This is a genomic window from Enterobacter sp. HK169 (assembly GCF_001719105.1).
GTDB lineage: Bacteria > Pseudomonadota > Gammaproteobacteria > Enterobacterales > Enterobacteriaceae > Enterobacter > Enterobacter asburiae_B.
The window spans coordinates 600,678-624,499 of sequence record NZ_CP017087.1; the positions used below are offsets into that span (position 1 = coordinate 600,678).

The following is a 23,822-nucleotide window of genomic DNA, read 5'->3' on the forward strand; positions in this document are numbered from 1 at the left end:
TATTTATTTTTCAGGTGTTTGCCACATCACTTTAATGTTATTTATGAAATGGCAAAAGAATTAATTAGCCGTCGAATTAAAAAGACAGGAATAAATGATGAAAAGCAAACTCACAACTATAACGCTGGCGCTTGCTGCACTCACGGTCAGTTCCACCGTCGCCGCGAAAACGCTGGTGTATTGCTCCGAGGGATCGCCGGAAAACTTTAATCCTCAGCTATACACCTCGGGAACCAGCGTGGACGCCAGCGCCGTGCCGGTCTATAACCGGCTGGTTGATTTCAAACCCGGCACCACGGAGCTGGTGCCAAGCCTGGCGGAGCGCTGGGAGGTGAGCGACGACGGCAAGGTTTACACCTTCCATCTGCGTAAGGGCGTCAAATTCCAGAGCAATAAATCCTTCACGCCGACCCGCGACTTTAACGCCGACGACGTGATTTTCTCGTTTATGCGCCAGAAAGACGTGAATCATCCGTATCACAACGTCTCTAACGGCAGCTATTCCAACTTCGAAAGTCTGGAGTTTGGCAGCCTGATTACCGGCATTGATAAAGTTGATGACCACACCGTTCGCTTTACCCTGGCGCACCCGGAAGCGCCGTTTGTCGCCGATCTGGCATGGTATTTTGCCTCGATCCTGTCCGCTGAATATGCCGACGCGATGCTCAAAGCGGGCACGCCGGAGAAGGTGGATATGGAGCCTATAGGCACCGGGCCGTTTAAGCTGGCGCAGTATCAGAAGGATTCGCGGATCCTGTTTACGGCGTTCGACGACTACTGGCAGGGGAAATCGAAGCTGGATCGGCTGGTGTTTAGCATCACCCCGGATGCCTCCGTGCGGTTTGCCAAAATTGAGAAGAACGAGTGTCAGGTGATGCCGTTCCCGAACCCGGCGGACCTGCCGCGCATGAAGGCGAACAAAGACATCAACCTGATGAGCAAAGCCGGACTGAATACCGGCTTTCTGGCGTTTAATACCCAAAAGCCGCCGCTGGATAACGTAAAAGTCCGTCAGGCGCTGGCGATGGCCATCAATAAACCGGCCATTATTGATGCGGTTTTCCACGGCACCGGCACCGCTGCAAAGAACCTGCTGCCGCCGGGCGTCTGGAGCGCAGACAGCGAGCTTAAGGATTACGATTACGATCCTGAAAAGGCGAAAGCGCTGCTGAAAGAGGCCGGTTTTGCCAACGGCGTGAGCGTCGACCTGTGGGCGATGCCGGTGCAGCGTCCGTACAATCCGAATGCGAAACGCATGGCGGAGATGATTCAGGCCGACTGGGCGAAAATCGGCGTACAGACCAAAATCGTCACCTACGAGTGGGGCGAATACCTTAAGCGCGTGAAGGGCGGGGAACATCAGGCCGCGCTGATGGGCTGGACGACCGCAACGGGCGATCCCGACAACTTCTTTGGCCCGCTATTTACCTGTACCTCGGCAAACGGTGGCTCAAATTCGGCGAAATGGTGCTATAAGCCCTTCGATAACATTATTGCGGAAGCAAAATCAACCACCGATCGCGATAAACGCGTGGCGCTGTATAAAGAGGCTCAGCAAATGATGCATGATCAAATGCCGGCGGTGATGATTGCGCATTCAACCATTTTCGAACCGGTGCGCAAGGAGGTGACGGGCTATGAAATTGACCCGTTTGGCAAACATCTGTTCTGGCAACTGGATATAAATCAGTAATTTTTCACTGCCCGGCACGCTTGCGGGCAGTCTTTTCGCAATTTGTGCTCTCCGCATCATTTTTTGTCACAACAAACCCGCCGGTCTTTTGCTATAACTTCAAATGCATACTTGCAGATAACATGGAAAACTATCATGCGTACTCAAACTTTTTTTAAAGTTGCAGTGCTTACTGGTCTGTTGGCGTTGGCGGGCTGTTCTTCAAAAGTCGCGGCTCCCGAGCAATATTCTGGCTTTTTAAAAGACTATTCAGGCTTGCAGCAGACGACGTCTGCGACGGGTAAACCAACGCTGCGTTGGGTTGATCCTTCCTATAACGAAGCTAATTACGACAGTATTCTCTGGACGCCGATTACTTATTATCCTGCGCCTAAACCGACCACTCAAATTGGTCAAAAAACGCTTGATGAGCTGTTGAATTACACCAATAACAAAATGAAAACTGCTATTGGTACCCGTAAGCCAGTCGTGACCACGCCGGGTAAACACAGCCTGATTTTCCGCGGTGCAATTACCGGGGTGAGTTCGCAGAAAGAAGGTCTGCAGTTCTATGAAGTGGTGCCGGTCGCGCTGGTTGTAGCAGGTACGCAGATGGCAACCGGGCATCGCACCATGGATACGCATCTCTTCTTTGAAGGCGAACTGATCGATGCGGCCACCAACAAACCGGTCATGAAGGTGGTGCGTAAAGGCGAAGGTAAAGATCTGACCAACGAAAGTACGCCGATGACCTTTGCAACGCTGAAGCAGGTTGTTGATGACATGGCGACGGACGCCACCATGTTTGATGTGAAAAAGACCGCGAAATAAAATAAAACGGCCTGCGTAATGCAGGCCTTTTTATTTACGCCATTCGTAAGCGTCTGAACCAGGTTTCTGGTTTGGTAAACATCACCATATTTCCCCCCAGAATCAGCAATAATCCCACGATACCGTTGATATGCCAGACGTAGCCTTCATACACCGTTGAGATCGTCAGCGCCACCAGCGGGAAGAGCAGCGTACTGTAGGCCGCTTTGCCCGGACCGATACGTCCCACCAGCGTGAAGTAGGCGCCAAAGGCAATCACCGAACCAAACACGGCCAGATAGAGCAGCGCGCCGATGTAGCTGATGGTCCACTCAGGCGCGAAGCTGTCGCCTCTGAACAGGGCAATGCAGCCCATCACCAGGGTGCCGTAGAGCATCGCCCAGGCGTTGGTGGTCATGGTTTCAAGGCCTCTGCGCTGGTGACGCATGCTGATCATATTGCCCAGCGAGAAGCCGTAGGTGCCGAGCGCGGAAAGACCAATTCCGGTCAGGAGCGACGCGCTCCAGCCGCTGGCCAGCAGATCGTCCCAGAAGAGGGTGACGATCCCAGTCAGGCCCAGTGCCGCCGCCGTCCAGAAACGCGCGGGCGGGCGCTGCCCGAAGAAAATAAAGCTGTTAATGGCGTTATAGAGCACGGCCATGGAGAAGATCACCGATTCCAGCCCGGTGTTGATGTGCGAGGCTGCGGCGTAAAAACACCAGAAGTTAAAGCAGAAAACGCAGCATCCCTGGAGCATACAAAAGAGGTGATCCCGCAGCGCCAGCTTGCGCAGGCGGCGCAGGGCGATTAACACCACCATCATCGTGAGGCTGGCGACGGCGAAACGCCAGAAAATCGAGACGGGCGCCGCTACGGGACCCTGCTGCAGGAAAATCGCAATCCAGGTGGTTCCCCAGATGACCACCACCAGTCCGTATAATAATGCGTTCATATTTTTCTCTTCTCAAACCACGGAAGCCCGCAGTATGCCGCTGAGATCGGTCAGGGGCTTTCACCGGCTTGCGGTCGACTTGCAAAATCTTGCGCTTTTTTCTTTCCCGGGGGCTGGCAACGGGAGACAACTCTTCTTAGACTGATATTCCAGTCAATCACGCGCTTACGGTCATGTCTCACGCTTACGATACCTTTGAAACGCTTTGCCAACAGAATGCGGTCCTGCGGGAAACCGTCTCACTGAATTCGGGCATTCAGCTGGCAGCGTGGTACAACAAGCACGATACGATAACGGTAAAAAGTAACCACCATACCCTGAGCCTGTACGTGGCGGACGGCTACGAAAGCTACCAAAAAACGCCGGGCGGCTGGAAGAACGGCGGGGGGCCGGACCGTTTCTGCTTGATGCCAAAAGAGAGCGAATCGACGTGGGATATCCGTGATGACCTGTCGTTTGTGCACCTCTACTGCACCGATGAACACCTGCGCGACGTGGGGGAAAAGATCTGGGACAAGCGCCCGCTTTCGCTGACGCTCGACGAGCGCATTTTTGGTAGCGATCCGAAAATCACCGCGCTGTATCGCCAGTTTTTGCTCGGCTGCGACTGGCAGCAGCACGCCAACCAGCTCACCCTGAGCACGGCCTCTACGCTGCTCCTGACCCACCTGCTGCAAAACTACTCTAACGTTCAGTGGAAGCTGCCGGTCGTCACCGGCGGGCTATCGCCATTCGTACTGCGTAACGTGCTGGCCTTTATCGAAGAGAACCTGGGCCAGCCTCTGACGCTGGCTGAACTGGCGGCGCAGGCCGCCCTCAGCGAATACCATTTTGCCCGCATGTTCCGCCAGTCGACGGGGCTGGCGCCGCATCAGTACGTGATGCAGAGGCGAATGGAAAAAGCGAAGGCCCTTGTGCAGAACACGGCGACGCCGCTAACGGACATCGCCCTTGCCTGCGGGTTTAACTCCGCCAGCCACTTCAGCAACCGCTTTCGCAGCGCGACGGGCATGACGCCTTCGCAGCTACGCGCGGCGAGCGCGTGAAAACAGGGCATAGCACACGCCGCCCAGCACCAGCCCCCAGAATGCCGAACCGATGCCCAGGATCGTGACGCCGCTCGCGGTCATCAGGAACGTGACGATGGCCGCGTCGCGCTCCGCATCGTGGCTCAGTGCCTGATATAAACTCCCGCTGATGGTGCCCAGCAGCGCCAGACCGGCGAGCGTCTGGATCCAGCTGAGCGGCAGAGCGGCCATCAGCCCGGTAATCGAGCCGCCGAAAATCCCCGCCAGCAGATAAAATCCTCCTGCTGCGATGGCCGCCAGCCAGCGTTTACCGGCATCCGGATGCGCATCCGGGCTTTGACAAATGGCGGCAGTAATGGCCGCGATGCAGATAGAAAAGACGCCAAAAGGGGATAACAGCAGCGCCAGCGCTCCCGTAACGATGATAAGCGGCGAGACCGCCAGCGGGTAACCGGAGGCCTTCATCGTGGCGAACCCCGGCGCGTTTTGTGAGGCCATGGTTACCAGGAAGAAGGGCACGCCAATACTCACCAGGCTGGTGAAGGTGAACGTGGGGGCGATAAATTCAGGCATCACAAGCGAGAGCGTGAGCTTATCAGTGACAACGTCACCGCCCGCCCATGCCACGATACCGCCGACCAGCAGCGTGACCACGATGGCGTAGCGCGGCGCCAGCGCTTTTGCTATCAGCCACGCCGCAATCATGCTGCCGCACAGCAGAAAGTGCCCCTCAAGGTGCGCAAACGCGTGCAGGCCAAACTGCAGCAACACGCCTGCCAGCATGGCGGCAGCAAGCGAATGGGGGATCAGCCTCATCAGACGGGCGAAGAGCCCGGTGATGCCGCAAAGTAAAATGAGCGCGTTAGCAAAGATGAACACGCCGATCGTTTCCGGCAGCGTTGCGCCGTGCAGGCTGGTGGCGAGCAGCGCCGCGCCGGGCGTTGACCAGGCGGTCAGCACCGGCGCTTTGTACCACCAGGAAAGCGCCAGCGTGCTGACGCCCATCCCAATCCCCAGCGCGGTCATCCAGCCTGCGATCTGCTGTGCGCTGGCACCAGCCGCCGCGGCAGCCTGCCAGATGATGGCGGCCGAGCTGGCGTAACCGACCAGCACGGCGACAAATCCAGCAAGGGCGACTGGAACAAAGTGAGAGGAAGGGCGCATGAAAACTCCGTTGTGCGTTATAACGTCCGATATAAGGTAACACTGTGCGCTATAGCGTACAAGTGGTATGCTGATCGCCATCAGGAGGGACTATGGACATCACACTACACCTTGCAACAACGCTGAAAACGCTGCGCCAGGCGCGCGGCTGGAGTTTGTCGAAGCTCGCGGACGAGACCGGCGTGTCAAAAGCGATGCTGGGGCAAATCGAGCGCAATGAATCCAGCCCGACGGTGTCGACGCTGTGGAAAATAGCCACCGGGCTGAACGTGCCGTTTTCCGCGTTCATCACGCCAGCGGCGGACCGGCAGGCGGTGTTTGACCCGCAGCAGCAGGCGATGGTGGTCAAACCGCTCTTTCCGTGGGACGAGACGCTCGGGTTTGATTATTTCTCCATCACGCTGGCACCCGGCGCGCTGAGTGAATCCACGCCGCATGAGGCCGGGGTGATTGAACATGTGGTGGTGGTCAGCGGCGAGCTGGAGATGAAGATTGACGACACGTGGCAGACGATTTCTGCCGATTCGGGCGTCCGTTTCGCCGGCGATAAACCGCACGCCTACCGCAACAGCAGCGACCGGACGGTGCATTTTCACTCCCTGATTCATTATCCCCGCTGACGCTACGCAAAACTGTTTCGCTGACGCATACTTCTGACTACAATAGCCGCCATTTTGACCATAACGGATAACGACGAAGTATGCGCCTGCAATCCCATCATCTTGAACTTTTAAGCCCGGCCCGCGACGCCGCCATTGCCCGTGAAGCGATCCTTCATGGTGCTGATGCCGTCTACATTGGCGGCCCGGGCTTCGGTGCCCGCCATAACGCCAGCAACAGCCTGAGCGATATTGCTGAACTGGTGCCGTTCGCCCACCGCTTCGGGGCGAAAGTGTTCGTGACCCTGAACACCATTCTTCATGATGATGAGCTGGAGCCTGCGCAACGTCTGATTACCGATCTCTACCAGGCCGGCATTGATGCCCTGATCGTCCAGGATATGGGCGTGCTTGAGCTGGATATTCCGCCCATTGAACTGCATGCCAGTACCCAGTGCGATATCCGCACGGTCGAGAAGGCGAAGTTTCTCTCCGACGTCGGCTTTTCGCAGATCGTTCTGGCGCGCGAGCTGAACCTGAATCAGATCCGCGATATTCACCAGGCGACAGACGCGACGATCGAATTCTTTATCCACGGCGCGCTGTGCGTGGCTTACTCCGGTCAGTGCAATATTTCCCACGCGCAGACGGGCCGCAGCGCCAACCGCGGCGACTGTTCTCAGGCCTGCCGCCTGCCGTATACCCTGAAAGACGATCGGGGCCGCGTCGTGGCGTTCGAAAAACACCTGCTCTCCATGAAGGATAACGATCAGACGGCCAACCTGGGCGCGCTGATCGACGCGGGCGTGCGTTCCTTCAAGATTGAAGGGCGCTACAAAGATATGAGCTACGTGAAGAACATCACCGCGCACTATCGCCAGATGCTGGACGCCATCATCGAAGATCGCGGCAACCTGGCGCGCGCGTCGGCCGGGCGCACCGAACATTTCTTTATTCCGTCGACGGACAAAACGTTCCACCGCGGCAGCACGGACTATTTTGTGAATGCCCGTAAAGGGGATATCGGCGCGTTTGACTCACCGAAGTTTATCGGTTTACCGGTGGGCGAAGTGCTGAAAGTGGCGAAAGATCACCTTGATGTCGAAGTGACGGAACCGCTGGCGAACGGAGATGGCCTTAACGTGATGATTAAGCGTGAGGTCGTAGGCTTCCGTGCCAATACGGTCGAGAAAACCGGCGAGAACCGCTACCGCGTCTGGCCGAATGAAATGCCCGCCGATCTCTACAAGGCGCGGCCGAACGCGGCGCTTAACCGTAATCTCGATCATAACTGGCAGCAGGCGCTGCTGAAAACCTCCAGCGAACGTCGTATCGCCGTGGACATTGAGCTGGGCGGCTGGGAAGAGCAGTTGATTCTGACCATGACCTGCGAAGACGGCATCAGCGTGACGCATACGCTCGATGGTCATTTCGAGGTGGCAAACAACGCCGAAAAAGCGCTTAACAGCCTGAAGGATGGCGTGGCGAAGCTGGGCCAGACGATCTACTACGCGCGTGCGATCGACGTGGCGCTGCCGGACGCGCTGTTCGTGCCGAACAGCCTGCTTAACCAGTTCCGCCGCGAAACGGCAGAGATGCTGGATGCCGCGCGCCTGGCGCAGTATCCGCGCGGAAGCCGTAAAGCGGAAACCGTACCTGCGCCAGTCTACCCGGACACCCATTTATCCTTCCTCGCCAACGTCTACAACCATAAAGCGCGTGAATTCTATCATCGCCACGGCGTGCAGCTGATCGACGCAGCCTATGAAGCGCATGAAGAGAAGGGCGATGTGCCGGTGATGATCACCAAGCACTGCCTGCGCTTTGCGTTTAACCTGTGTCCTAAGCAGGCGAAAGGGAACATTAAGAGCTGGAAGGCCACCCCCATGCAGCTGGTAAACGGCGATGAGGTTCTGACCCTCAAGTTCGACTGCCGTCCTTGCGAAATGCATGTGATTGGTAAGATGAAAAACCACATCTTCAAAATGCCGCAGCCCGGCAGTATCGTGGCGTCCGTCAGTCCGGACGATCTGATGAAAACGCTGCCGAAACGCAAGGGCAGCTAATTACCGAACGTGCGTGTCCGGTTTGCGCGACTTCTGCCACAGGTGATGCTCGCGCAAACCCTCCGCCGACTCTTCCGCAGCGCTTCGCAACTCATCGCTGTCGGCTTCATGACGAAGCTGATGCGCCACATTCTTGACCCACAAATACTCGTGTCCTTTGTGCCCGGCCATAAGCTGGCCGGAAAACAGCGCACAGATAAGCATGACGAAAGATAACCCTTTTTTAATCATGGATTCACCGCTGAAAAAGAATGCGGGATAATCATGTCGATTATTTTTTAGGGTTATTATTCAAAAATTAAAATTAGCGAAAAGAAAATGTCAAATAATGTGGGTTCGGAATTACGGTTAAGATATTTCCTAAAAAAACCATGACGCTTTGTAAAGTATCATTTCTGGACCTCAATTAGATATTTGCATTAAGGATAAACCTTATATAATAGTTAGTCTCTGGCTAAGGAACAGGTCATTTCTAAATGAAAAAAATAATAGCGCTTGCGCTTCTGGCGGTTGCTGTTGTGGCCGCGGCAGGGATTCGTTATGCAGGTAATGACGAACCAGAATACATTCGTTCTGCGGAAATTCGCGTGGGTTCCTATTTAACCAGCGATTATGGTGGCGTTGCCTGCTCCAGCAAAAAAATAAACGATCGGCGCTGGGAATTAGATTGTACTCATCAGGCAAGAGGAAAAACATTCCAGTTTGCGGTGTATCCCTCTGAAAAAGCACCTTATGGTGTCGCCCGTTCCTTTTATCTTGAAGCCCTTAATGACGACGCAAAACAGAGCGCTGAGCAGGGGCTTATGCGTTATTTGCAGATCAATACCCATGCAGGTTAATAAGGTTGTTTAGCGTTCGTTAAGGCAACAGGTGTTAGGTTGTAAGGGATCCGCAGCCCGGCCACGGAGTGTCGGGACGTAGAGACCAAAACACAAATCTATCCATGCAAGCATTTACCGCCAGTTATTGGCGGTTTTTTTTTGCGCAGGCCGTCGCGATGGTTTTATGGCATCAGCCGATAATGTGACTGCACCAGACCCGAGGGGAAACTGCGGCTTGATACAAGCGTTAAATCGATATCCTGAGGAAGGGTTCCGAACAGCGGTTTTCCCGCTCCGAGCAGGACAGGAACGGTCGTGATCACCATATCGGCCACCAGCCCTTCGCGCAGGAATGACTGGATCACCTGTCCGCCATCGAGATAGACCCGATGAACGTTCTGCGCAGCGAGATCGTCCAGCACCTCCTTTGGCGTGCGGTAAGAGAACTGCACTTTTCCCTTCAGCGCCTCCGGCACGGGCGTACCGGCCAGCTGTCGGGAGAGTACCAGCACGGGCCGTTCATAAGGCCATGCGTCAAAGGTCAGTACCTTCTCATAGCTACCCCGGCCCATCACGATCCACTCTTTGTCCGCGATGAACGCCTCATAGCCATGATCTTCTGCGGGATCGTCTCGCTGCAGCAGCCAGTCGATATCGTCATTCTGTCGGGCGATGTAGCCATCAAGACTAACCGCGATAAAAACGTGTGTAGTGACCATCAGGTGCTCCGTATTACGAAAATTAAAAAATGAATCTTCCTCTTAGCGGAGAGGGGCCCCTTTGTAAACGTGTATTCTGAAGCAATAAGACTGTCTTCAGAATAATGACAGACTTACAGCGATGCCCTGGTCCGGCTGTAAATCGCCGAAGCGTTTCCATAAGGCAGGGGCGAGGCGCAGGGATGCGCCGAGAGGGCGTGGCCTGCAGGGATGCAGGCTCATGCCCGACCCGATAGCCTGAAGGAATAAGCTGAGGGCACCGCGAAGCGGCGATTTACCGCCGGGAGCCCGGGTCGCCAGGGTGGTGGCGATTGAGCCACCCTGGCACGTTCACAGGTTATGTCGTTAAAGAATAGCAAGGAACATAAAGTGAACGGAATGACCACCAGAGCCGTATGTTCCCCCTCACCCCAGCCCTCTCCCTCAAGGGAGAGGGGGGCGTCCGTGCAGGCATTATTTTGTGGGGAACCCTCAACCGTTAGCGGGCAGTACCCGGACGTGAAAATTGTTTGCGATACTGAGCCGGGGAAAGCGCGAACTGCTGGCGAAAATGATGACGCAGTGTCGACGCCTGACCAAACCCGGTCTGTTCAGCGATGCTGTCGATGCTCAACCGGCTGCTTTCCAGATAATCTTTTGCTCTCAGCAGGCGCTCATTGATTAACCAGCGCGCGGGCGTCGTCCCCGTTGCCGCCTCGAAGCGACGAAGGAAGGTGCGCTGGCTCATTCCGACCCGATGCGCCAGGGAGTCGACGCTGTGCGCCTCGATAAGATGCGTGTGCAGAAAGTCAAACAGCTGGCCGAGACGCTGGCTTTCCCGCAGCTGGGCTACCGGGCGGCTCAGCTGTTGTGGCTGTGAACCATCCCGGTGAGGGGAATGACCAGCCGACGCGCCACGCTGTTGGCGGTTTCCATGCCATAATCCCGCCGCACCACGTGCAGACAGAGATCGATTCCCGCCGCGCTGCCCGCGGACGTCAGAATATCGCCTTCGTCCTGGTAGAGCACATCCTCAACCACGTCGATGTCAGGGTAGCGGGCTTTAAGCGCGTCGATGTAGCGCCAGTGGGTTGTGGCTTTGCGGCCGTTCAGCAGCCCCGTAGCGGCCAGCACAAACACCCCCGAACAGATGGAGAGCAGCCGGCATCCTCGCGCGCTGGCCTGGCGTAGTGCCTCGCAGAGCGCGTCCGGAACCGGTGAATCCAGCCCCCGCCAGCCGGGAACCACAATCAGGTCCGCAGACGCAAGCAGGCTTAAATCACCATCGGTAACGATGCGGATCCCGCCAGTTGCCCGAAGTTCACCGCTGTCCACGCTCGCCACCGCAAAACGATACCATTCATCGCCAAGCTCGGGACGCGGCAGGCCGAAGATCTCCACCGCTACGCCAAACTCAAAGGTACACAGACCGTCATACGCCAGCACGACCACCTGCGGGCGGGCAATTTGTCTTAAGTTTGTCATCTTTTTGCTGTTTTCTGGCATAAGCGAACGCATTCACGGGCTGAATTTGTGGATAGAGTAGTGTTAACACAAACGCCAAAGATGAGGAAGGATCATGAGCTATGTTACTGAATTTCCGGCTGCCGAGCCGCAGGAAGCCGTTACCCATTTTCTGCGCCGCCTGAGCGTTGAAACCGACTGCGCGGATGTGCATCACGCCATCGCCAATAATGAGCAGGACTTCGTGCTGCTGCACGTGGTGGGCAGCCCGGAGCAGTTTGCCCGCCGTCACGTGCCCGGCGCACTGCACCTGCCGCGGAGCCAGATGACCGCCGAGCGCATGGCCCAATGGCCTGAAGGCACGCTGTTCGTCGTTTACTGCGCAGGGCCGCACTGTAACGGCGCGGACAGAGCCGCGCTGAAGCTGGCGCGCCTCGGGCTGCCGGTCAAAATCATGCTCGGGGGGATCACCGGCTGGGAGGATGAAAAGTTCGCCTTTGCCAGCAGCGAAACCGCCGTCGCCCTGTGAAGATGAATTTTTTTCAACACCCGTGAAATTTTCTCGTTTGCCGGAACAGGACAGGTATGACATCTTTTTTGGACATTTAGACATCCAGAAGTCTAAATATTCAAATAATGAATTATCACTGCTGGCAATTATCGCCGGCAGACTGAGGAGATTTCCATGCAACGACAGCACGCCCCGTACCGCGCCGATGTAGTCGGCAGTTTTTTACGCCCGGATGCCATCAAAGAGGCTCGCCTGAAGTTCGCCAGCGGCGAAATTGACGCCGGACAGCTTCGCGCGGTAGAGGATGATGCCATTCGCCACGTCGTTGAGCAGCAGTGTGCGTGCGGCCTGCATGTGGTCACCGACGGTGAATTCCGCCGTGCCTGGTGGCACTTCGACTTCTTCGACGGTCTGCAGGGCGTTGAGCGTTACGATTCGCAGCAGGGCATTCAGTTCAACGGGGTACAAACCAAAGCCCACGGCGTGCGCGTCACCGGCAAGCTGGGCTTTGGCGACCACCCGATGCTCGAAGATTTCCGTTACCTGAAAAGCATCAGCGGCAATGCTCAGCCGAAGATGACCATTCCCAGCCCGAGCGTGCTCCATTTCCGCGGCGGCCGTAAAGACATCGATGCGACGGTCTACCCGGATCTGAATGACTATTTCGACGATCTGGCGACCACCTGGCGCGACGCCATCCGCGCATTTTACGACGCGGGCTGCCGTTACCTGCAGCTGGACGACACCGTCTGGGCCTATCTCTGTTCGGACGATCAGCGCCGTCAGATCCGCGAGCGCGGTGACGATGCCGATGAGCTGGCACGCATCTATGCCCGTGTCCTGAACAAGGCGCTGGAAGGCAAGCCGGACGATCTGACCATCGGCCTGCACGTCTGCCGCGGTAACTTCCGTTCAACCTGGATTTCCGAAGGCGGCTATGAGCCGGTGGCGGAAGTGCTGTTCGGGACGGTCAACGTTGACGCGTTCTTCCTTGAATACGACAACGACCGCAGCGGGGATTTCGCGCCATTGCGCTTCGTTCGCCCGGGCAAGCAGCAGGTGGTGCTGGGCCTGATCACCACGAAAAACGGCGAGCTGGAGAACCCGGAGGGGATTAAAGCCCGTCTGGAAGAGGCGGCGAAATACGTGGCAAAAGAGCAAATTTGCCTCAGCCCGCAGTGCGGCTTTGCCTCTACCGAAGAGGGCAACAGCCTGAGCGAATCCCAGCAGTGGGATAAAGTCCGTCTGGTCACGCAGATCGCCAGCGAAGTCTGGTAAAGCCTCTTCCACAGCGCTGCATTATAAAAGTGCAGCGCTGTGCCATTCTGAGACGTTCTCTTTACATCCCGCGTTCCCCCTCCAGAAATAGCGCTACCTCCATTCTGGCATCCTTTTTGCTCCTGCTTCGCTGACACATTTTTTTCCGCGTCCACGCCGTAACGGACGTTTTCGCACAGCGTTCTTTTTCAGGAGTGAAAATATGCAGCGTCGTACCTTATTAAAAGCCTTTGCGTTATCCGCGTCCGTCGTGACGATGGGAATGAGTTTTGGCGTGCAGGCGGCCGATACCATCAAAGTGGGGATCATGCATTCTCTTTCCGGCACCATGGCCATCTCCGAAACGCCGCTGAAAGACGTCGCGCTGATGACCATCGACGAGATCAACGCGAAAGGCGGCGTGCTGGGTAAAAAACTGGAGCCGGTGGTGGTGGATCCCGCCTCAAACTGGCCGCTGTTTGCCGAGAAGGCGCGCCAGCTGTTAAGTCAGGATAAAGTGGCGGTGGTATTCGGCTGCTGGACGTCGGTATCGCGCAAATCCGTGCTGCCGGTCTTCGAGGAGCTGAACGGTCTGCTGTTTTATCCGGTGCAGTATGAAGGCGAAGAGATGTCGCCAAACGTCTTCTATACCGGCGCCGCGCCGAACCAGCAGGCCATCCCGGCGGTGGAATACCTGATGAGCGAAGACGGCGGCGCGGCGAAGCGCTTCTTCCTGCTGGGTACGGACTATGTTTATCCGCGCACCACCAACAAGATCCTGCGCGCGTTCCTGCATTCGAAAGGGGTGGAGGATAAGGACATCGAGGAGGTTTATACCCCGTTCGGTCACAGCGACTACCAGACCATCGTCGCCAACATCAAGAAATTCTCCGCGGGCGGCAAAACCGCCGTGGTGTCGACCATCAACGGCGATTCCAACGTTCCGTTCTACAAAGAGCTGGCTAACCAGGGTCTGAAGGCAACCGACGTGCCGGTGGTGGCGTTCTCCGTGGGTGAAGAAGAGCTGCGCGGGATCGACACCAAACCGCTGGTCGGCAACCTCGCGGCGTGGAACTACTTTGAATCCGTGGATAACCCGACCAACCAGGCCTTCGTGGCGGATTACAAAGCCTATGCCAAAGCGCACAAGCTGCCGAACGCCGATACCGTGGTGACCAACGACCCGATGGAAGCGACCTACGTGGGGATCCATATGTGGGCGCAGGCGGTGGAAAAAGCGGGCACAACCGACGTGGATAAAGTGCGTGCGGCGATGGCCGGCCAGTCCTTTAAGGCGCCGTCAGGCTTTACGCTCACCATGGATGCCACCAACCACCATCTGCATAAGCCGGTCATGATCGGTGAAATCGAAGGCAACGGTCAGTTCAACGTGGTGTGGCAGACGGAACAGCCGGTACGCGCCCAGCCGTGGAGCCCGTTCATCGCCGGTAACGATAAAAAGCCCGACCAGCCGATGAAAACCGCCAGCAACTAAGCCATCACCAGGGAGAAACGTCATGAACGCCATGCGCATGTTCATCGCTCTTGTATGGCTTTCCGGACTGCTGCCAGGGATGGCGCAGGCATCGGATGCCGATCGTTTTGTTGCCGCCAGCCGCAGCCAGCAGGCGGAACTGTTGACGCAGTGGGCCGTCGCGCCGGATCCGGTAAGGCTGCCGCTGCTGCAGGCACTGCAAAAAGAAAACCTCTATACCGACAGCCAAAAGCACGCCTTTGCGCAGCGCAACGGTCAAATGGTCTCGCTCGGTGACGCTAAGGCGGCCGAAGGGCCAGCCAAAGCCGTTCGTCTGACCAACCGGCTGCGCGTGCTGGCCGCCACGGCCATCGCTACGCATCAGCTGGTGAGTGACAGTGTCACAGAAAGGCGGGCCGCAGCCCGTCAGCTTCAGCGTGATGCCCAGCCCGGAATGCTCGCTTTTCTGGAAAAGCGGGTCAACGATGAAACGGACGCGGTGGCACGTCAGGCGCTTTTACTGGCGGTGGCGAATCTCCAGCTAGCCAGCCCGCAGGCAGAGGTGCGCCGCAAGGCCGTCGAGTTATTAGGGCAGTCCGACGATCCGGACGTGGAGTCCAGACTTACCCCGTTTACCCAGGCACAGACAGAGCCGGATGCTGGGGTGCGCGCCGCCGCGCAGGAGAGTCTGAGCCAGATCCAGCATCGACTGATGTGGGGCGATCTGCTGGGCCAGGCGTTCATGGGGCTCTCTCTGGGGTCGGTGCTGCTGCTGGCGGCGCTGGGGCTTGCCATCACCTACGGCCTGCTGGGCGTCATCAATATGGCGCACGGTGAGATGCTGATGCTGGGGGCGTATGCCACCTGGATGGTGCAGCAGGCAATGGCCGGGCTTGCGCCCCAGTGGCTGGCGCTCTATCCCGTTATCGCGCTTCCGGTCGCGTTCTGCCTGACGGCGGGCATCGGGATGGTGCTGGAGCGCACCGTGATCCGCCATCTGTACGGTCGTCCGCTGGAAACGCTGCTGGCAACGTGGGGGATCAGCCTGATGCTCATCCAGCTGGTGCGCATGACCTTTGGCGCCCAGAACCTGGAGGTGGCCAACCCGGCATGGCTCTCCGGCGGAGTGCAGGTTTTTGCCAACCTGACGCTGCCGTGGAACCGCATCGTGGTGCTGGGCTTCGTGCTGCTGGTGCTGTTCTTTACCTGGCTCATTCTGAATAAAACCCGTCTGGGGCTGAACGTACGTGCGGTGACGCAGAACCGCAGCATGGCCGCCTGCTGCGGGGTACCGACAGGCCGCATCGATATGCTGGCGTTTGGGCTTGGCTCAGGAATTGCCGGGTTAGGCGGCGTGGCGCTATCGCAGCTCGGTAACGTCGGGCCGGAGCTGGGTCAGGGCTACATTATTGATTCCTTCCTCGTGGTCGTGCTCGGTGGCGTAGGCCAGCTGGCAGGCAGCGTGGCCGCGGCGTTTGGTCTGGGTATTTTCAATAAAATTCTTGAACCGCAGATGGGGGCGGTGCTGGGCAAGATCGTGATTCTGGTGACGATCGTGCTGTTTATTCAAAAACGCCCTCAGGGGCTGTTTGCGCTGAAAGGGAGGGTGATTGACTGATGAGCCAGCCGCTGACCTTAACGATGGCGCGCAAAGCGCCGCGCACAACGCAACTTGCAGGCAGCCTGCTGGTGGTGTGTCTGCTGATATTACCGTTTTTCGCCTTACTGCCTGCGACGCATCCGCTGGCGCTGTCGACCTGGATGCTGACGCTGATTGGCAAGATCCTCTGCTATGCCATCGTTGCGGTGGCGCTGGATCTGGTGTGGGGCTACGCCGGGATGCTCTCTCTTGGGCACGGCATCTTCTTCGCCCTGGGCGGCTACGGGATGGGCATGTACCTGATGCGTCAGGCTGCGGGTGACGGTCTTCCCGCGTTTATGTCGTTTCTCTCCTGGAGCGAACTGCCGTGGTTCTGGTGGGGAACCCAGCATTTTGCCTGGGCGCTGGTGCTGATTGTGATGGTGCCGGGCCTGCTGGCGCTGGTGTTCGGGTGGTTCGCCTTCCGCTCAAAGATCAAAGGGGTCTATTTCTCGATTATGACCCAGGCGCTGACCTATGCCGGGATGCTGCTGTTCTTTCGCAACGAAACCGGTTTTGGCGGCAATAACGGCTTTACCGGCTTCACCACGCTGCTCGGGTTTTCGGTAACGGAAACGACCACCCGTATCGCGCTGTTTCTGGCGACCGTGCTGTTGCTGCTTCTGGCGTTGGGCACCGGATTTGCGCTGGCGAAGAGCAAGTTTGGCCGCATCCTGACCGCCGTTCGCGACGCCGAAAACCGCCTGACGTTTTGCGGCTACGATCCGCGCGGGTTCAAGCTGCTGGTATGGACGCTCTCCGCCGTGCTGTGCGGCCTGGCGGGGGCGCTGTACGTCCCGCAGGTGGGCATTATCAACCCCGGTGAAATGTCGCCGACGAACTCAATAGAAGCGGCAATCTGGGTGGCGCTGGGCGGGCGCGGCACGCTGGTCGGTCCGGTGATTGGCGCGGCGCTGGTGAACGGCGCCAAGAGCTTCTTCACCGTCGCGATGCCGGAATACTGGCAGCTGTTTCTGGGGCTGATTTTCATCGCCGTCACGCTGTTTTTACCGCGCGGCGTCTACGGTCTGTTTCGAAAGGGAGAGAAATAATGCAGCCAGCCGAAGGGTTATTCACCCGCCAGTTGCCCGGCGATCGTTACCGTGAACAGACCGATCCGGTGCTGCAGCTTGAGGCAATTAACGTCAATTTTGATGGGTTTCAGGCCCTGACCGATCTGTCGCTGAATATCGGCGTGGGCGAGCTGCGCTGCGTGATTGGCCCCAACGGCGCCGGTAAAACGACGCTGATGGACGTCATCACCGGCAAAACGCGGCCAAAGAGCGGCAGGGCGATTTACGATCAGTCTATCGACCTGACCGCGCTGGAGCCCGCGGCCATTGCCCGCCAGGGGATCGGCCGTAAATTCCAGAAGCCCACGGTTTTTGAAGCGCTGACGGTGTGGGAAAACCTGGAGATCGCCATGAAAACCGATAAATCCGTCTGGGCGAGCCTGCGGGCAAAACTCAACGGTGAACAGCGCGACCGCATCGATGAGATGCTGGTTTTGCTGCGCCTTAGCAGCGAGCGCGACCGCCGCGCCGGGCTGCTTTCGCACGGGCAAAAACAGTTTCTGGAAATCGGTATGCTTCTGGTACAGGACCCGCACCTGCTGCTGCTGGATGAACCGGCCGCCGGGATGACCGACGCGGAAACCGAATACACCGCCGAGCTGTTCAAAACGCTGGCGGGTAAGCACTCCCTGATGGTGGTGGAGCACGATATGGGCTTTGTTGAAACCATCGCCGACCACGTGACGGTGCTGCATCAGGGACGCGTCCTGGCGGAAGGTTCGCTTCGCGAGGTGCAGGCTAACGAGCAGGTGATTGAGGTCTATCTGGGGCGCTAAGGAGCGATGATGTTACAGGTTAACGAACTGAATCAGTATTACGGCGGCAGCCATATCCTGCGCGGCGTGAGTTTTGAGGCCGCCACCGGAGAAGTCACCTGCCTGCTGGGGCGCAACGGCGTCGGGAAAACCACGCTGGTGAAGTGTCTGATGGGGCTGATCCCGGCGAAAACCGGGGAGGTCATCTGGCAGGGTAAAAAGATCACCCACAGCAAGCCGCACCAGCGGGTGCACTCTGGCGTGGCGTACGTCCCGCAGGGCCGCGAGATTTTCCCGCGCCTGACCGTGGAAGAGAATCTTCTGCTCGGGCTGTCGCGTTTTTCCGCCCGCGAGGCGAAGCAGATTCCGGATGAGATCTGGCAGCTGTTTCCGGTGCTTAAAGAGATGAGGCATCGTCGCGGGGGCGATCTTTCCGGTGGACAGCAGCAGCAGCTGGCGATTGGTCGCGCGCTGGCGAGCCGTCCGCAGCTGTTGATTCTCGATGAGCCGACCGAAGGCATACAGCCATCGGTGATTAAAGAGATTGGACAGGTGATCCGCACCCTGGCGAACCGAGGCGACATGGCGATCCTGCTGGTCGAACAGTTTTACGACTTTGCCGCCGAGCTGGCCGACAGCTATCTGCTGATGTCGCGCGGCACTATTATCCAGCGCGGCCGGGGTGAAAACATGGAGCAGGAGGGCGTTCGCGGACTGGTTGCGATTTAAAATGTTATAATATAACATTCGCATTCTTATAAAACGGAATGAGGGTGTTATGTTGGCTGCACATTTTGGGAAATTTGCCATGACTCTGGGGGCGCTGCTGGTCAGCGGCCAGCTGTTTGCTCACTCGCACGGCCATCAGATGACCGAAGCGGAACAGAGGGCGGCGAACGGCGTGTTTGAGGATAAGGACGTGAAGGACAGAGCGCTGTCTGACTGGGACGGGACCTGGCAGTCGGTCTATCCGTTCCTGCTGGACGGTTCGCTGGATCCGGTGTTTAAACAGAAAGCGCAGAAAGACAAAAGCAAAGCCTTTGACGAGGTGAAAGCGTACTACCGCAAGGGATATGCGACGGACGTGGATGCTATCGGCATCGAAAATAACGTGATGGAATTTCATAAGGGCAAAGCGGTCAGCCGCTGTCAGTATGATTACAGCGGCTACAAAATACTGACCTACGCATCGGGCAAAAAAGGCGTTCGCTACCTGTTTGAATGTAAGGATGCCGGCAGCAAGGCACCGAAGTTTGTTCAGTTCAGCGACCACACCATCGCCCCGAAGGCCTCTTCGCACTTCCACATTTTCATGGGCAACACCTCCCACGAGGCGCTGCTGAAAGAGATGGATAACTGGCCGACCTATTATCCGAATGAGATGTACAAAGAGCAGGTGGTAGAGGAAATGCTGCACCACTGATGCTTTATTGCCGGGTGGCGGCTACGCCTCACCCGGCCTGGAAGCGCTACGCCACGTTGGGCGTTTCACACCACGCCTTCACGCTCATCCCACGCAAAATCATCAGCCACGCAATAACGATGGCGACCATCATGATGACAAATAGCGACCAGTGCGGCAGGTTGGTCAGGATAATACCGGTGATCATCGGGTTTGCCGCCGCGCCGAGCCAGCCCAGCGCCTGCGCGGAGAAATAGCTTGCCTTCATCCCCGGCGGGGCAATGTTGTCGATCAGCATGTATTCGCCCGGTGCATAGATAATCTCACCCAGGGTAAAGATGGCGGCAGCGATGCCCCAGTAAACCAGGTTTTCCCCGGAGAGCATAAAGCCACCCAGCCCCACGATAAAAAACAGGGTGGCGAGGGTCATCAGCGGGCGAATATTGCTGGCAGAGATCTTGCGGCCCAGCGCATATTGCAGCGTCACCACCACGGCGGCGTTGACGGGCAATACCACGGCGACCACCTTTTCGGCGAAATTACTGTCTGCATGCGCGGCCAGAACGTATTGCGAAATACAGGTCGCGAACGATCCGCCGACGTATGACGCCAGCAGGCCAGAGAGCGTGTACCAGAACAGCGCGCGGTCTTTCAGCAATACCGACGGCTGCCAGGGCATCTTCTCCTCGGCGGTATCCAGCGCAACGTTTTTCTGCACGAAGAAATGGATGAATCCGAGCGGCAGCGCCGCGCAGAAGGCCGCCAGCCAGAACGGCAGCTGCAGGCTGTACATCACCAGCAGGGTGCCAATCGGCGGCCCGATCGTCCAGCCAATGTTCAGAAAGCTGTAGTTAAGCGAGAAAACGCGCGCTTTCTGGTTTGCGGTGAGCACGTCGGAGAACCAGGCCTTCAGCACCGTCGAAAAGACGGAATAGGCGCAGTTGATCAGCGCAAAGAACAGCACCACCAGCGTGACGTTATCGACCAGCGGGATCGCGACAAACCCCGCGATAAAGGCCACGATCGCAATCAGCATGTAGCGCTTTTTATCAAACTTATCGGCAAGAATGCCAAATCCCAGGCTGAACACCACGCCGATTGTCAGCGCAATCGTCAGGGCATAACCAATATTCTCGACGCTCATGCTGTAGACGCGCGTGAGATAAATGGTCATGAACGGCAGCGTTGCTCCCCGACCGATGGTTAATAACAATGACGACGCCAGCAGCGCTGCGGTTGAGCGCCTGAGAGATGGTTTCATATTCCTGCCCGACAGTTGCTTATGCTTTTTTTAGACGTGTGTTAACAGGATTACCATGACATAAGGGGCTTGTATAGCACCTAATTTATCCGTAAGTGCTTCGCCTGACTGCCATAATTAATGATCTTCTCGCCGCGCGCTTTTTTCTGTTACCTTGAACTGTTAACAAATAATTAATAATTCAGGGGCAGGGTATGACGCGTAAAGACGGGCTGCTGGCGTTGCTGGTGGTCGTAGTATGGGGGCTCAATTTTGTGGTCATCAAGCTGGGGTTGCACAACATGCCGCCGCTGATGCTGGCCGGTTTACGTTTTTTGCTGGTCGCGTTCCCGGCGCTCTTTTTCGTCGCCCGTCCGAAGATCCCGTTAAAGCTGCTGCTGGGCTATGGCCTGACCATCAGCTTTGGCCAGTTCGCGTTTCTCTTCTGCGCCATCAAGTTCGGGATGCCGGCCGGTCTGGCCTCGCTGGTGCTGCAGGCGCAGGCGTTCTTTACCATCATTCTCGGCGCCTTCGTGTTTGGCGAACGTTTACAGGGAAAACAGCTGGCGGGCATTACGCTGGCGGTGTTTGGCGTGCTGGTGCTTATTGAAGCCAGCCTGAACGGCCAGGATGTGGCGCTGCTCGGCTTTATGCTGACGCTGGCGGCGGGGCTGAGCTGGGCCTGCGGGAATATCTTCAACAAGCTGATTATGCAGCACGAGGCGCGCCCGGCGGTGATGTCCCTGGTTGTCTGGAGCGCGCTGATCCCGATAATCCCGTTTCTGGCGGCGTCGTTTATTCTGGATGGTCCGGATGTAATGCTGAACAGTCTGGTCGAGATCGATCTGACCACAATCCTTTCTCTTGTCTATCTGGCCTTTGTCGCCACCATTGTGGGCTACGGGATTTGGGGATCGCTGCTGGGGCGTTATGAAACCTGGCGCGTGGCGCCGTTATCCCTGCTGGTGCCGGTGGTGGGGCTTGCCAGTGCGGCACTCTTACTGGATGAAACGCTGAGCGCGCTGCAGCTGTTTGGTGCCGTGCTGATCATGGCCGGGCTGTACATTAACGTGTTTGGTCTGCGGGTTCGTCGGGCGACGCGGGTAAGCGAAAAGGCATAAAAAAAGCCCCGCGCCTGCGGGGCAAAAACGAATCAGAGGCCGTGCTGATTATAATAAGGCACGCCTAATTCGTCGGATTTGTCGCTACCAGCACCCATATGGTTGAAATCATAAGGCGACTGGTCATGTGCTGACGGCAAAATCATCGTATCAGGATTATTTTGCTGCGTTGCACGAGGGGTTTGCTCCGCGAAGGTCTGGCTGGAGAACAGCACCAGCAAGGCGAGGGCGGCGGAGGCGGTAACTTTCATGATTTCCTCGGTTACGTCTGTTACAGGCGATGATTAACTACAGTGTTTTAACGGATACAGGTATCGGGATTCGCCCGGCACGCTGGTGATTCGGTACTTATGAGGCGGCACGTCAAAATAGTTCTTGAACGTACGCGTCAGGGTCTGTTGCGATTCAAATCCGTAACGCTCCGCCAGATAAAGGATCGGCTCATTGCTTTCTTTCAGTTTCTGGGCAATTTCCGTCAGCTTGCGGCTGCGAATGTATTGACCTAATGAATGACCGGTCTCTTTTTTGAACATCCGTTGCAGGTGCCATTTGGAGTAACCTGAACGCTCTGACACTTTTTCAAGGGAGAGCGGCGATTCCAGGTTATCTTCGATCCAGTCCAAAATGCTATGAATGGTGATAGCGTCAGTATTGCGTCTGGACATCGTCATACCTCTTTTTCTGTTTACGGCAGTATTTTTTTGAGCAGAAGCTCAAGGGTTGCCACTTCATCTGCCGTTAAGTTTTTTGTTAGTTCCTGATGCAGTGTTTGTCCTACTAATTGATGACATTGCTCGCACATGGCCGCGCCATCGCTGGTCAGCTTCACCAGTACGCCGCGTTTGTCATTCGGGTTAGGGCTTCGTTCTATCCATCCTTTGCAGACGAGACGATCCAGCATGCGGGTTAACGCACCCAGATCGACAGAGAGCACCTTTTTCAGCTCAACCGGTGTGATACACACTTCGCAGCGAATGGAACACAGCACTTTGAACTGTGTTGCGGTGATATCCAGCGGTGACAGATAGTCGTTGAGCAGGCGATCTTTTTTCTGATTTACCATATGAATAAGACGACCCAGCGGAACAACGTCGTTAAAGATATCACTGGTGCTTTTCACAATGGTTGCCCTGGCAAGTAGTTAGTCACGGCAGATATTATTGCTCAGGCAAGTATAAGTCAACTGAATGAGTCAGCCGATGCCACGAATTGCTAAAACGTTTCATGAACTTTTTTTGAGGTCTTTCAAATCATATAGATAACTGTCAGTTATCTTTCCAGGACGGAAATAATCGTTGCGTTGCACCCATGGCTCAATGTCACACTTTCACCCTATAATTGCTGTGTTAAATATGGATAAGGACGACAACGCACTATGTTGGATTTAATAAAAGCAATCAGCCTTGGGCTGGTGGTCTTGCTGCCGTTGGCTAACCCGTTAACGACGGTGGCGCTGTTCCTTGGGCTGGCAGGGAATATGAACAGCGCCGAGCGCAACCATCAGTCGATGATGGCCTCGGTGTATGTGTTTGCCATCATGATGGTGGCTTACTATGCCGGACAGGTGGTGATGAACACCTTCGGGATTTCCATCCCCGGCCTGCGTATCGCCGGGGGGCTGATTGTGGCCTTTATCGGTTTCCGCATGCTGTTCCCGGCGCAAAAGGCGCATGAGTCGCCGGAAGCGACCAGTAAATCGGAAGAGCTGGAAACCGAGCCGAGTGCGAATATCGCCTTTGTGCCGATTGCCATGCCGAGCACGGCGGGGCCGGGTACCATCGCGATGATCATCAGCTCCGCATCAACGGTGCGTGACAGCGCAACCTTTCCGGACTGGGTGCTGACGGTTGCGCCACCGCTGATTTTTGCGATTATCGGGGTTATCGTGTGGGCGTCGCTGCGCAGTTCTGGGGCCATTATGCGCTGGGTAGGCAAGGGCGGTATCGAGGCGATTTCCCGTCTGATGGGCTTCCTGCTGGTCTGTATGGGCGTGCAGTTTATTATTAACGGCGTGCTGGAAATTATTAAGACCTATCATTGATGTGATTGCCGGGTAAGGCGAAGCCGCCACCCGGC

Annotated in this window: 24 protein-coding genes and 1 pseudogene; 16 read left to right on the top strand and 9 right to left on the bottom strand. The window is 56.8% G+C overall.

Annotated features, from left to right (window positions below; all coding sequences use genetic code 11):
• Nucleotides 1-97: 97 nt before the first annotated feature.
• Nucleotides 98-1,693, top strand: coding sequence for an ABC transporter substrate-binding protein (locus EnteroDNA1_RS02935; RefSeq protein WP_069302813.1), 1,596 nt, complete (start codon nucleotides 98-100; stop codon nucleotides 1,691-1,693).
• Between the two features lie 135 nt (nucleotides 1,694-1,828).
• Nucleotides 1,829-2,503 (top strand): DUF3313 domain-containing protein, encoded by a 675-nt coding sequence (locus EnteroDNA1_RS02940; RefSeq protein WP_047060838.1) that lies wholly within the window; start codon nucleotides 1,829-1,831, stop codon nucleotides 2,501-2,503.
• Nucleotides 2,504-2,537: 34 nt separating this feature from the next.
• Here the strand turns inward: EnteroDNA1_RS02940 and EnteroDNA1_RS02945 are convergent, their stop codons facing one another.
• Entirely contained in the window at nucleotides 2,538-3,434 is an 897-nt protein-coding gene (locus EnteroDNA1_RS02945) for a DMT family transporter (protein ID WP_069302814.1), read from the bottom strand.
• Between the two features lie 173 nt (nucleotides 3,435-3,607).
• Here EnteroDNA1_RS02945 and EnteroDNA1_RS02950 point away from each other — a divergent pair, with 173 nt between their 5' ends.
• On the top strand, nucleotides 3,608-4,480 hold the full coding sequence (locus EnteroDNA1_RS02950; RefSeq protein WP_032657103.1) for a helix-turn-helix transcriptional regulator: 873 nt from the start codon (nucleotides 3,608-3,610) through the stop codon (nucleotides 4,478-4,480).
• Here EnteroDNA1_RS02950 and EnteroDNA1_RS02955 read toward each other — a convergent pair.
• Nucleotides 4,460-5,626, bottom strand: coding sequence for a benzoate/H(+) symporter BenE family transporter (locus EnteroDNA1_RS02955; RefSeq protein WP_069302815.1), 1,167 nt, complete (start codon nucleotides 5,624-5,626; stop codon nucleotides 4,460-4,462). The genes EnteroDNA1_RS02950 and EnteroDNA1_RS02955 overlap by 21 nt on opposite strands.
• A 92-nt stretch (nucleotides 5,627-5,718) precedes the next feature.
• Here EnteroDNA1_RS02955 and EnteroDNA1_RS02960 point away from each other — a divergent pair, with 92 nt between their 5' ends.
• Nucleotides 5,719-6,246 carry a helix-turn-helix domain-containing protein gene (locus EnteroDNA1_RS02960; protein ID WP_033145518.1) on the top strand — a complete coding sequence of 176 codons (528 nt, stop codon included), beginning with the start codon at nucleotides 5,719-5,721 and terminating at the stop codon, nucleotides 6,244-6,246.
• Nucleotides 6,247-6,326: 80 nt separating this feature from the next.
• Nucleotides 6,327-8,291 carry a peptidase U32 family protein gene (locus tag EnteroDNA1_RS02965; protein WP_045888388.1) on the top strand — a complete coding sequence of 655 codons (1,965 nt, stop codon included), beginning with the start codon at nucleotides 6,327-6,329 and terminating at the stop codon, nucleotides 8,289-8,291.
• Here the strand turns inward: EnteroDNA1_RS02965 and EnteroDNA1_RS02970 are convergent, their stop codons facing one another.
• Entirely contained in the window at nucleotides 8,292-8,522 is a 231-nt protein-coding gene (locus tag EnteroDNA1_RS02970; protein ID WP_039262502.1) for a DUF2554 family protein, read from the bottom strand. It abuts the gene before it with no gap.
• A 245-nt stretch (nucleotides 8,523-8,767) separates the two neighbouring features.
• Between EnteroDNA1_RS02970 and EnteroDNA1_RS02975 the strand changes: the two genes are divergently transcribed.
• Nucleotides 8,768-9,130 carry a hypothetical protein gene (locus tag EnteroDNA1_RS02975; protein ID WP_033145521.1) on the top strand — a complete coding sequence of 121 codons (363 nt, stop codon included), beginning with the start codon at nucleotides 8,768-8,770 and terminating at the stop codon, nucleotides 9,128-9,130.
• Between the two features lie 164 nt (nucleotides 9,131-9,294).
• Here EnteroDNA1_RS02975 and EnteroDNA1_RS02980 read toward each other — a convergent pair whose 3' ends face one another.
• Nucleotides 9,295-9,831 carry a dihydrofolate reductase family protein gene (locus EnteroDNA1_RS02980; RefSeq protein WP_069302816.1) on the bottom strand — a complete coding sequence of 179 codons (537 nt, stop codon included), beginning with the start codon at nucleotides 9,829-9,831 and terminating at the stop codon, nucleotides 9,295-9,297.
• 478 nt (nucleotides 9,832-10,309) lie between these two features.
• Nucleotides 10,310-11,316, bottom strand: a pseudogene (gene ftrA, locus EnteroDNA1_RS02985) (transcriptional regulator FtrA).
• A gap of 73 nt (nucleotides 11,317-11,389) precedes the next feature.
• Here ftrA and EnteroDNA1_RS02990 point away from each other — a divergent pair.
• The 8 genes from EnteroDNA1_RS02990 to zinT all read left to right on the top strand — a co-directional run bounded on the left by EnteroDNA1_RS02990 (nucleotide 11,390) and on the right by zinT (nucleotide 19,406).
• Complete coding sequence (locus EnteroDNA1_RS02990) at nucleotides 11,390-11,803, top strand: rhodanese-like domain-containing protein (RefSeq protein WP_047060853.1); 414 nt, start codon at nucleotides 11,390-11,392, stop codon at nucleotides 11,801-11,803.
• 156 nt (nucleotides 11,804-11,959) lie between these two features.
• Nucleotides 11,960-13,063, top strand: coding sequence for a cobalamin-independent methionine synthase II family protein (locus tag EnteroDNA1_RS02995; protein WP_064672492.1), 1,104 nt, complete (start codon nucleotides 11,960-11,962; stop codon nucleotides 13,061-13,063).
• Nucleotides 13,064-13,265: 202 nt separating this feature from the next.
• Nucleotides 13,266-14,537, top strand: coding sequence for an urea ABC transporter substrate-binding protein (gene urtA, locus EnteroDNA1_RS03000; RefSeq protein WP_033145526.1), 1,272 nt, complete (start codon nucleotides 13,266-13,268; stop codon nucleotides 14,535-14,537).
• 22 nt (nucleotides 14,538-14,559) lie between these two features.
• The gene (gene urtB, locus EnteroDNA1_RS03005) at nucleotides 14,560-16,134 is read left to right on the top strand and encodes an urea ABC transporter permease subunit UrtB (protein WP_069302817.1); all 1,575 of its coding nucleotides are present in this window, start codon (nucleotides 14,560-14,562) and stop codon (nucleotides 16,132-16,134) included.
• Complete coding sequence (gene urtC / locus EnteroDNA1_RS03010; protein ID WP_069302818.1) at nucleotides 16,134-17,207, top strand: urea ABC transporter permease subunit UrtC; 1,074 nt, start codon at nucleotides 16,134-16,136, stop codon at nucleotides 17,205-17,207. Before urtB ends, urtC begins: the two co-directional genes overlap by 1 nt.
• Complete coding sequence (gene urtD, locus EnteroDNA1_RS03015) at nucleotides 17,207-18,004, top strand: urea ABC transporter ATP-binding protein UrtD (RefSeq protein ID WP_023311769.1); 798 nt, start codon at nucleotides 17,207-17,209, stop codon at nucleotides 18,002-18,004. The genes urtC and urtD overlap by 1 nt, the downstream gene beginning before the upstream one ends.
• A gap of 9 nt (nucleotides 18,005-18,013) precedes the next feature.
• A complete protein-coding gene (gene urtE, locus EnteroDNA1_RS03020; RefSeq protein WP_069302819.1) occupies nucleotides 18,014-18,712 on the top strand; it encodes an urea ABC transporter ATP-binding subunit UrtE in 699 nt (232 codons plus the stop codon).
• Between the two features lie 52 nt (nucleotides 18,713-18,764).
• The gene (zinT, locus tag EnteroDNA1_RS03025; RefSeq protein ID WP_069303908.1) at nucleotides 18,765-19,406 is read left to right on the top strand and encodes a metal-binding protein ZinT; all 642 of its coding nucleotides are present in this window, start codon (nucleotides 18,765-18,767) and stop codon (nucleotides 19,404-19,406) included.
• Nucleotides 19,407-19,452: 46 nt separating this feature from the next.
• On the opposite strand, the gene ydeE is transcribed toward zinT, so the two are convergent.
• A complete protein-coding gene (gene ydeE, locus EnteroDNA1_RS03030) occupies nucleotides 19,453-20,646 on the bottom strand; it encodes an efflux MFS transporter YdeE (protein WP_069302820.1) in 1,194 nt (397 codons plus the stop codon).
• Nucleotides 20,647-20,840: 194 nt separating this feature from the next.
• Here ydeE and eamA point away from each other — a divergent pair, with 194 nt between their 5' ends.
• Nucleotides 20,841-21,746 carry an O-acetylserine/cysteine exporter gene (eamA, locus tag EnteroDNA1_RS03035; RefSeq protein ID WP_033145532.1) on the top strand — a complete coding sequence of 302 codons (906 nt, stop codon included), beginning with the start codon at nucleotides 20,841-20,843 and terminating at the stop codon, nucleotides 21,744-21,746.
• Nucleotides 21,747-21,778: 32 nt separating this feature from the next.
• On the opposite strand, the gene marB is transcribed toward eamA, so the two are convergent.
• From marB to marR, 3 genes are read right to left on the bottom strand one after another with little or no spacing between them, the layout of a single operon-like run.
• Complete coding sequence (gene marB / locus EnteroDNA1_RS03040; protein WP_029741246.1) at nucleotides 21,779-21,997, bottom strand: multiple antibiotic resistance protein MarB; 219 nt, start codon at nucleotides 21,995-21,997, stop codon at nucleotides 21,779-21,781.
• Between the two features lie 33 nt (nucleotides 21,998-22,030).
• Nucleotides 22,031-22,411: an MDR efflux pump AcrAB transcriptional activator MarA gene (gene marA, locus EnteroDNA1_RS03045; protein WP_008502237.1), complete on the bottom strand. Its 381-nt coding sequence runs from the start codon at nucleotides 22,409-22,411 to the stop codon at nucleotides 22,031-22,033.
• Between the two features lie 20 nt (nucleotides 22,412-22,431).
• Entirely contained in the window at nucleotides 22,432-22,866 is a 435-nt protein-coding gene (gene marR / locus EnteroDNA1_RS03050) for a multiple antibiotic resistance transcriptional regulator MarR (RefSeq protein WP_008502236.1), read from the bottom strand.
• Nucleotides 22,867-23,121: 255 nt separating this feature from the next.
• Here marR and EnteroDNA1_RS03055 point away from each other — a divergent pair, with 255 nt between their 5' ends.
• On the top strand, nucleotides 23,122-23,787 hold the full coding sequence (locus tag EnteroDNA1_RS03055; RefSeq protein ID WP_023335699.1) for a MarC family NAAT transporter: 666 nt from the start codon (nucleotides 23,122-23,124) through the stop codon (nucleotides 23,785-23,787).
• Nucleotides 23,788-23,822 lie beyond the last annotated feature (35 nt).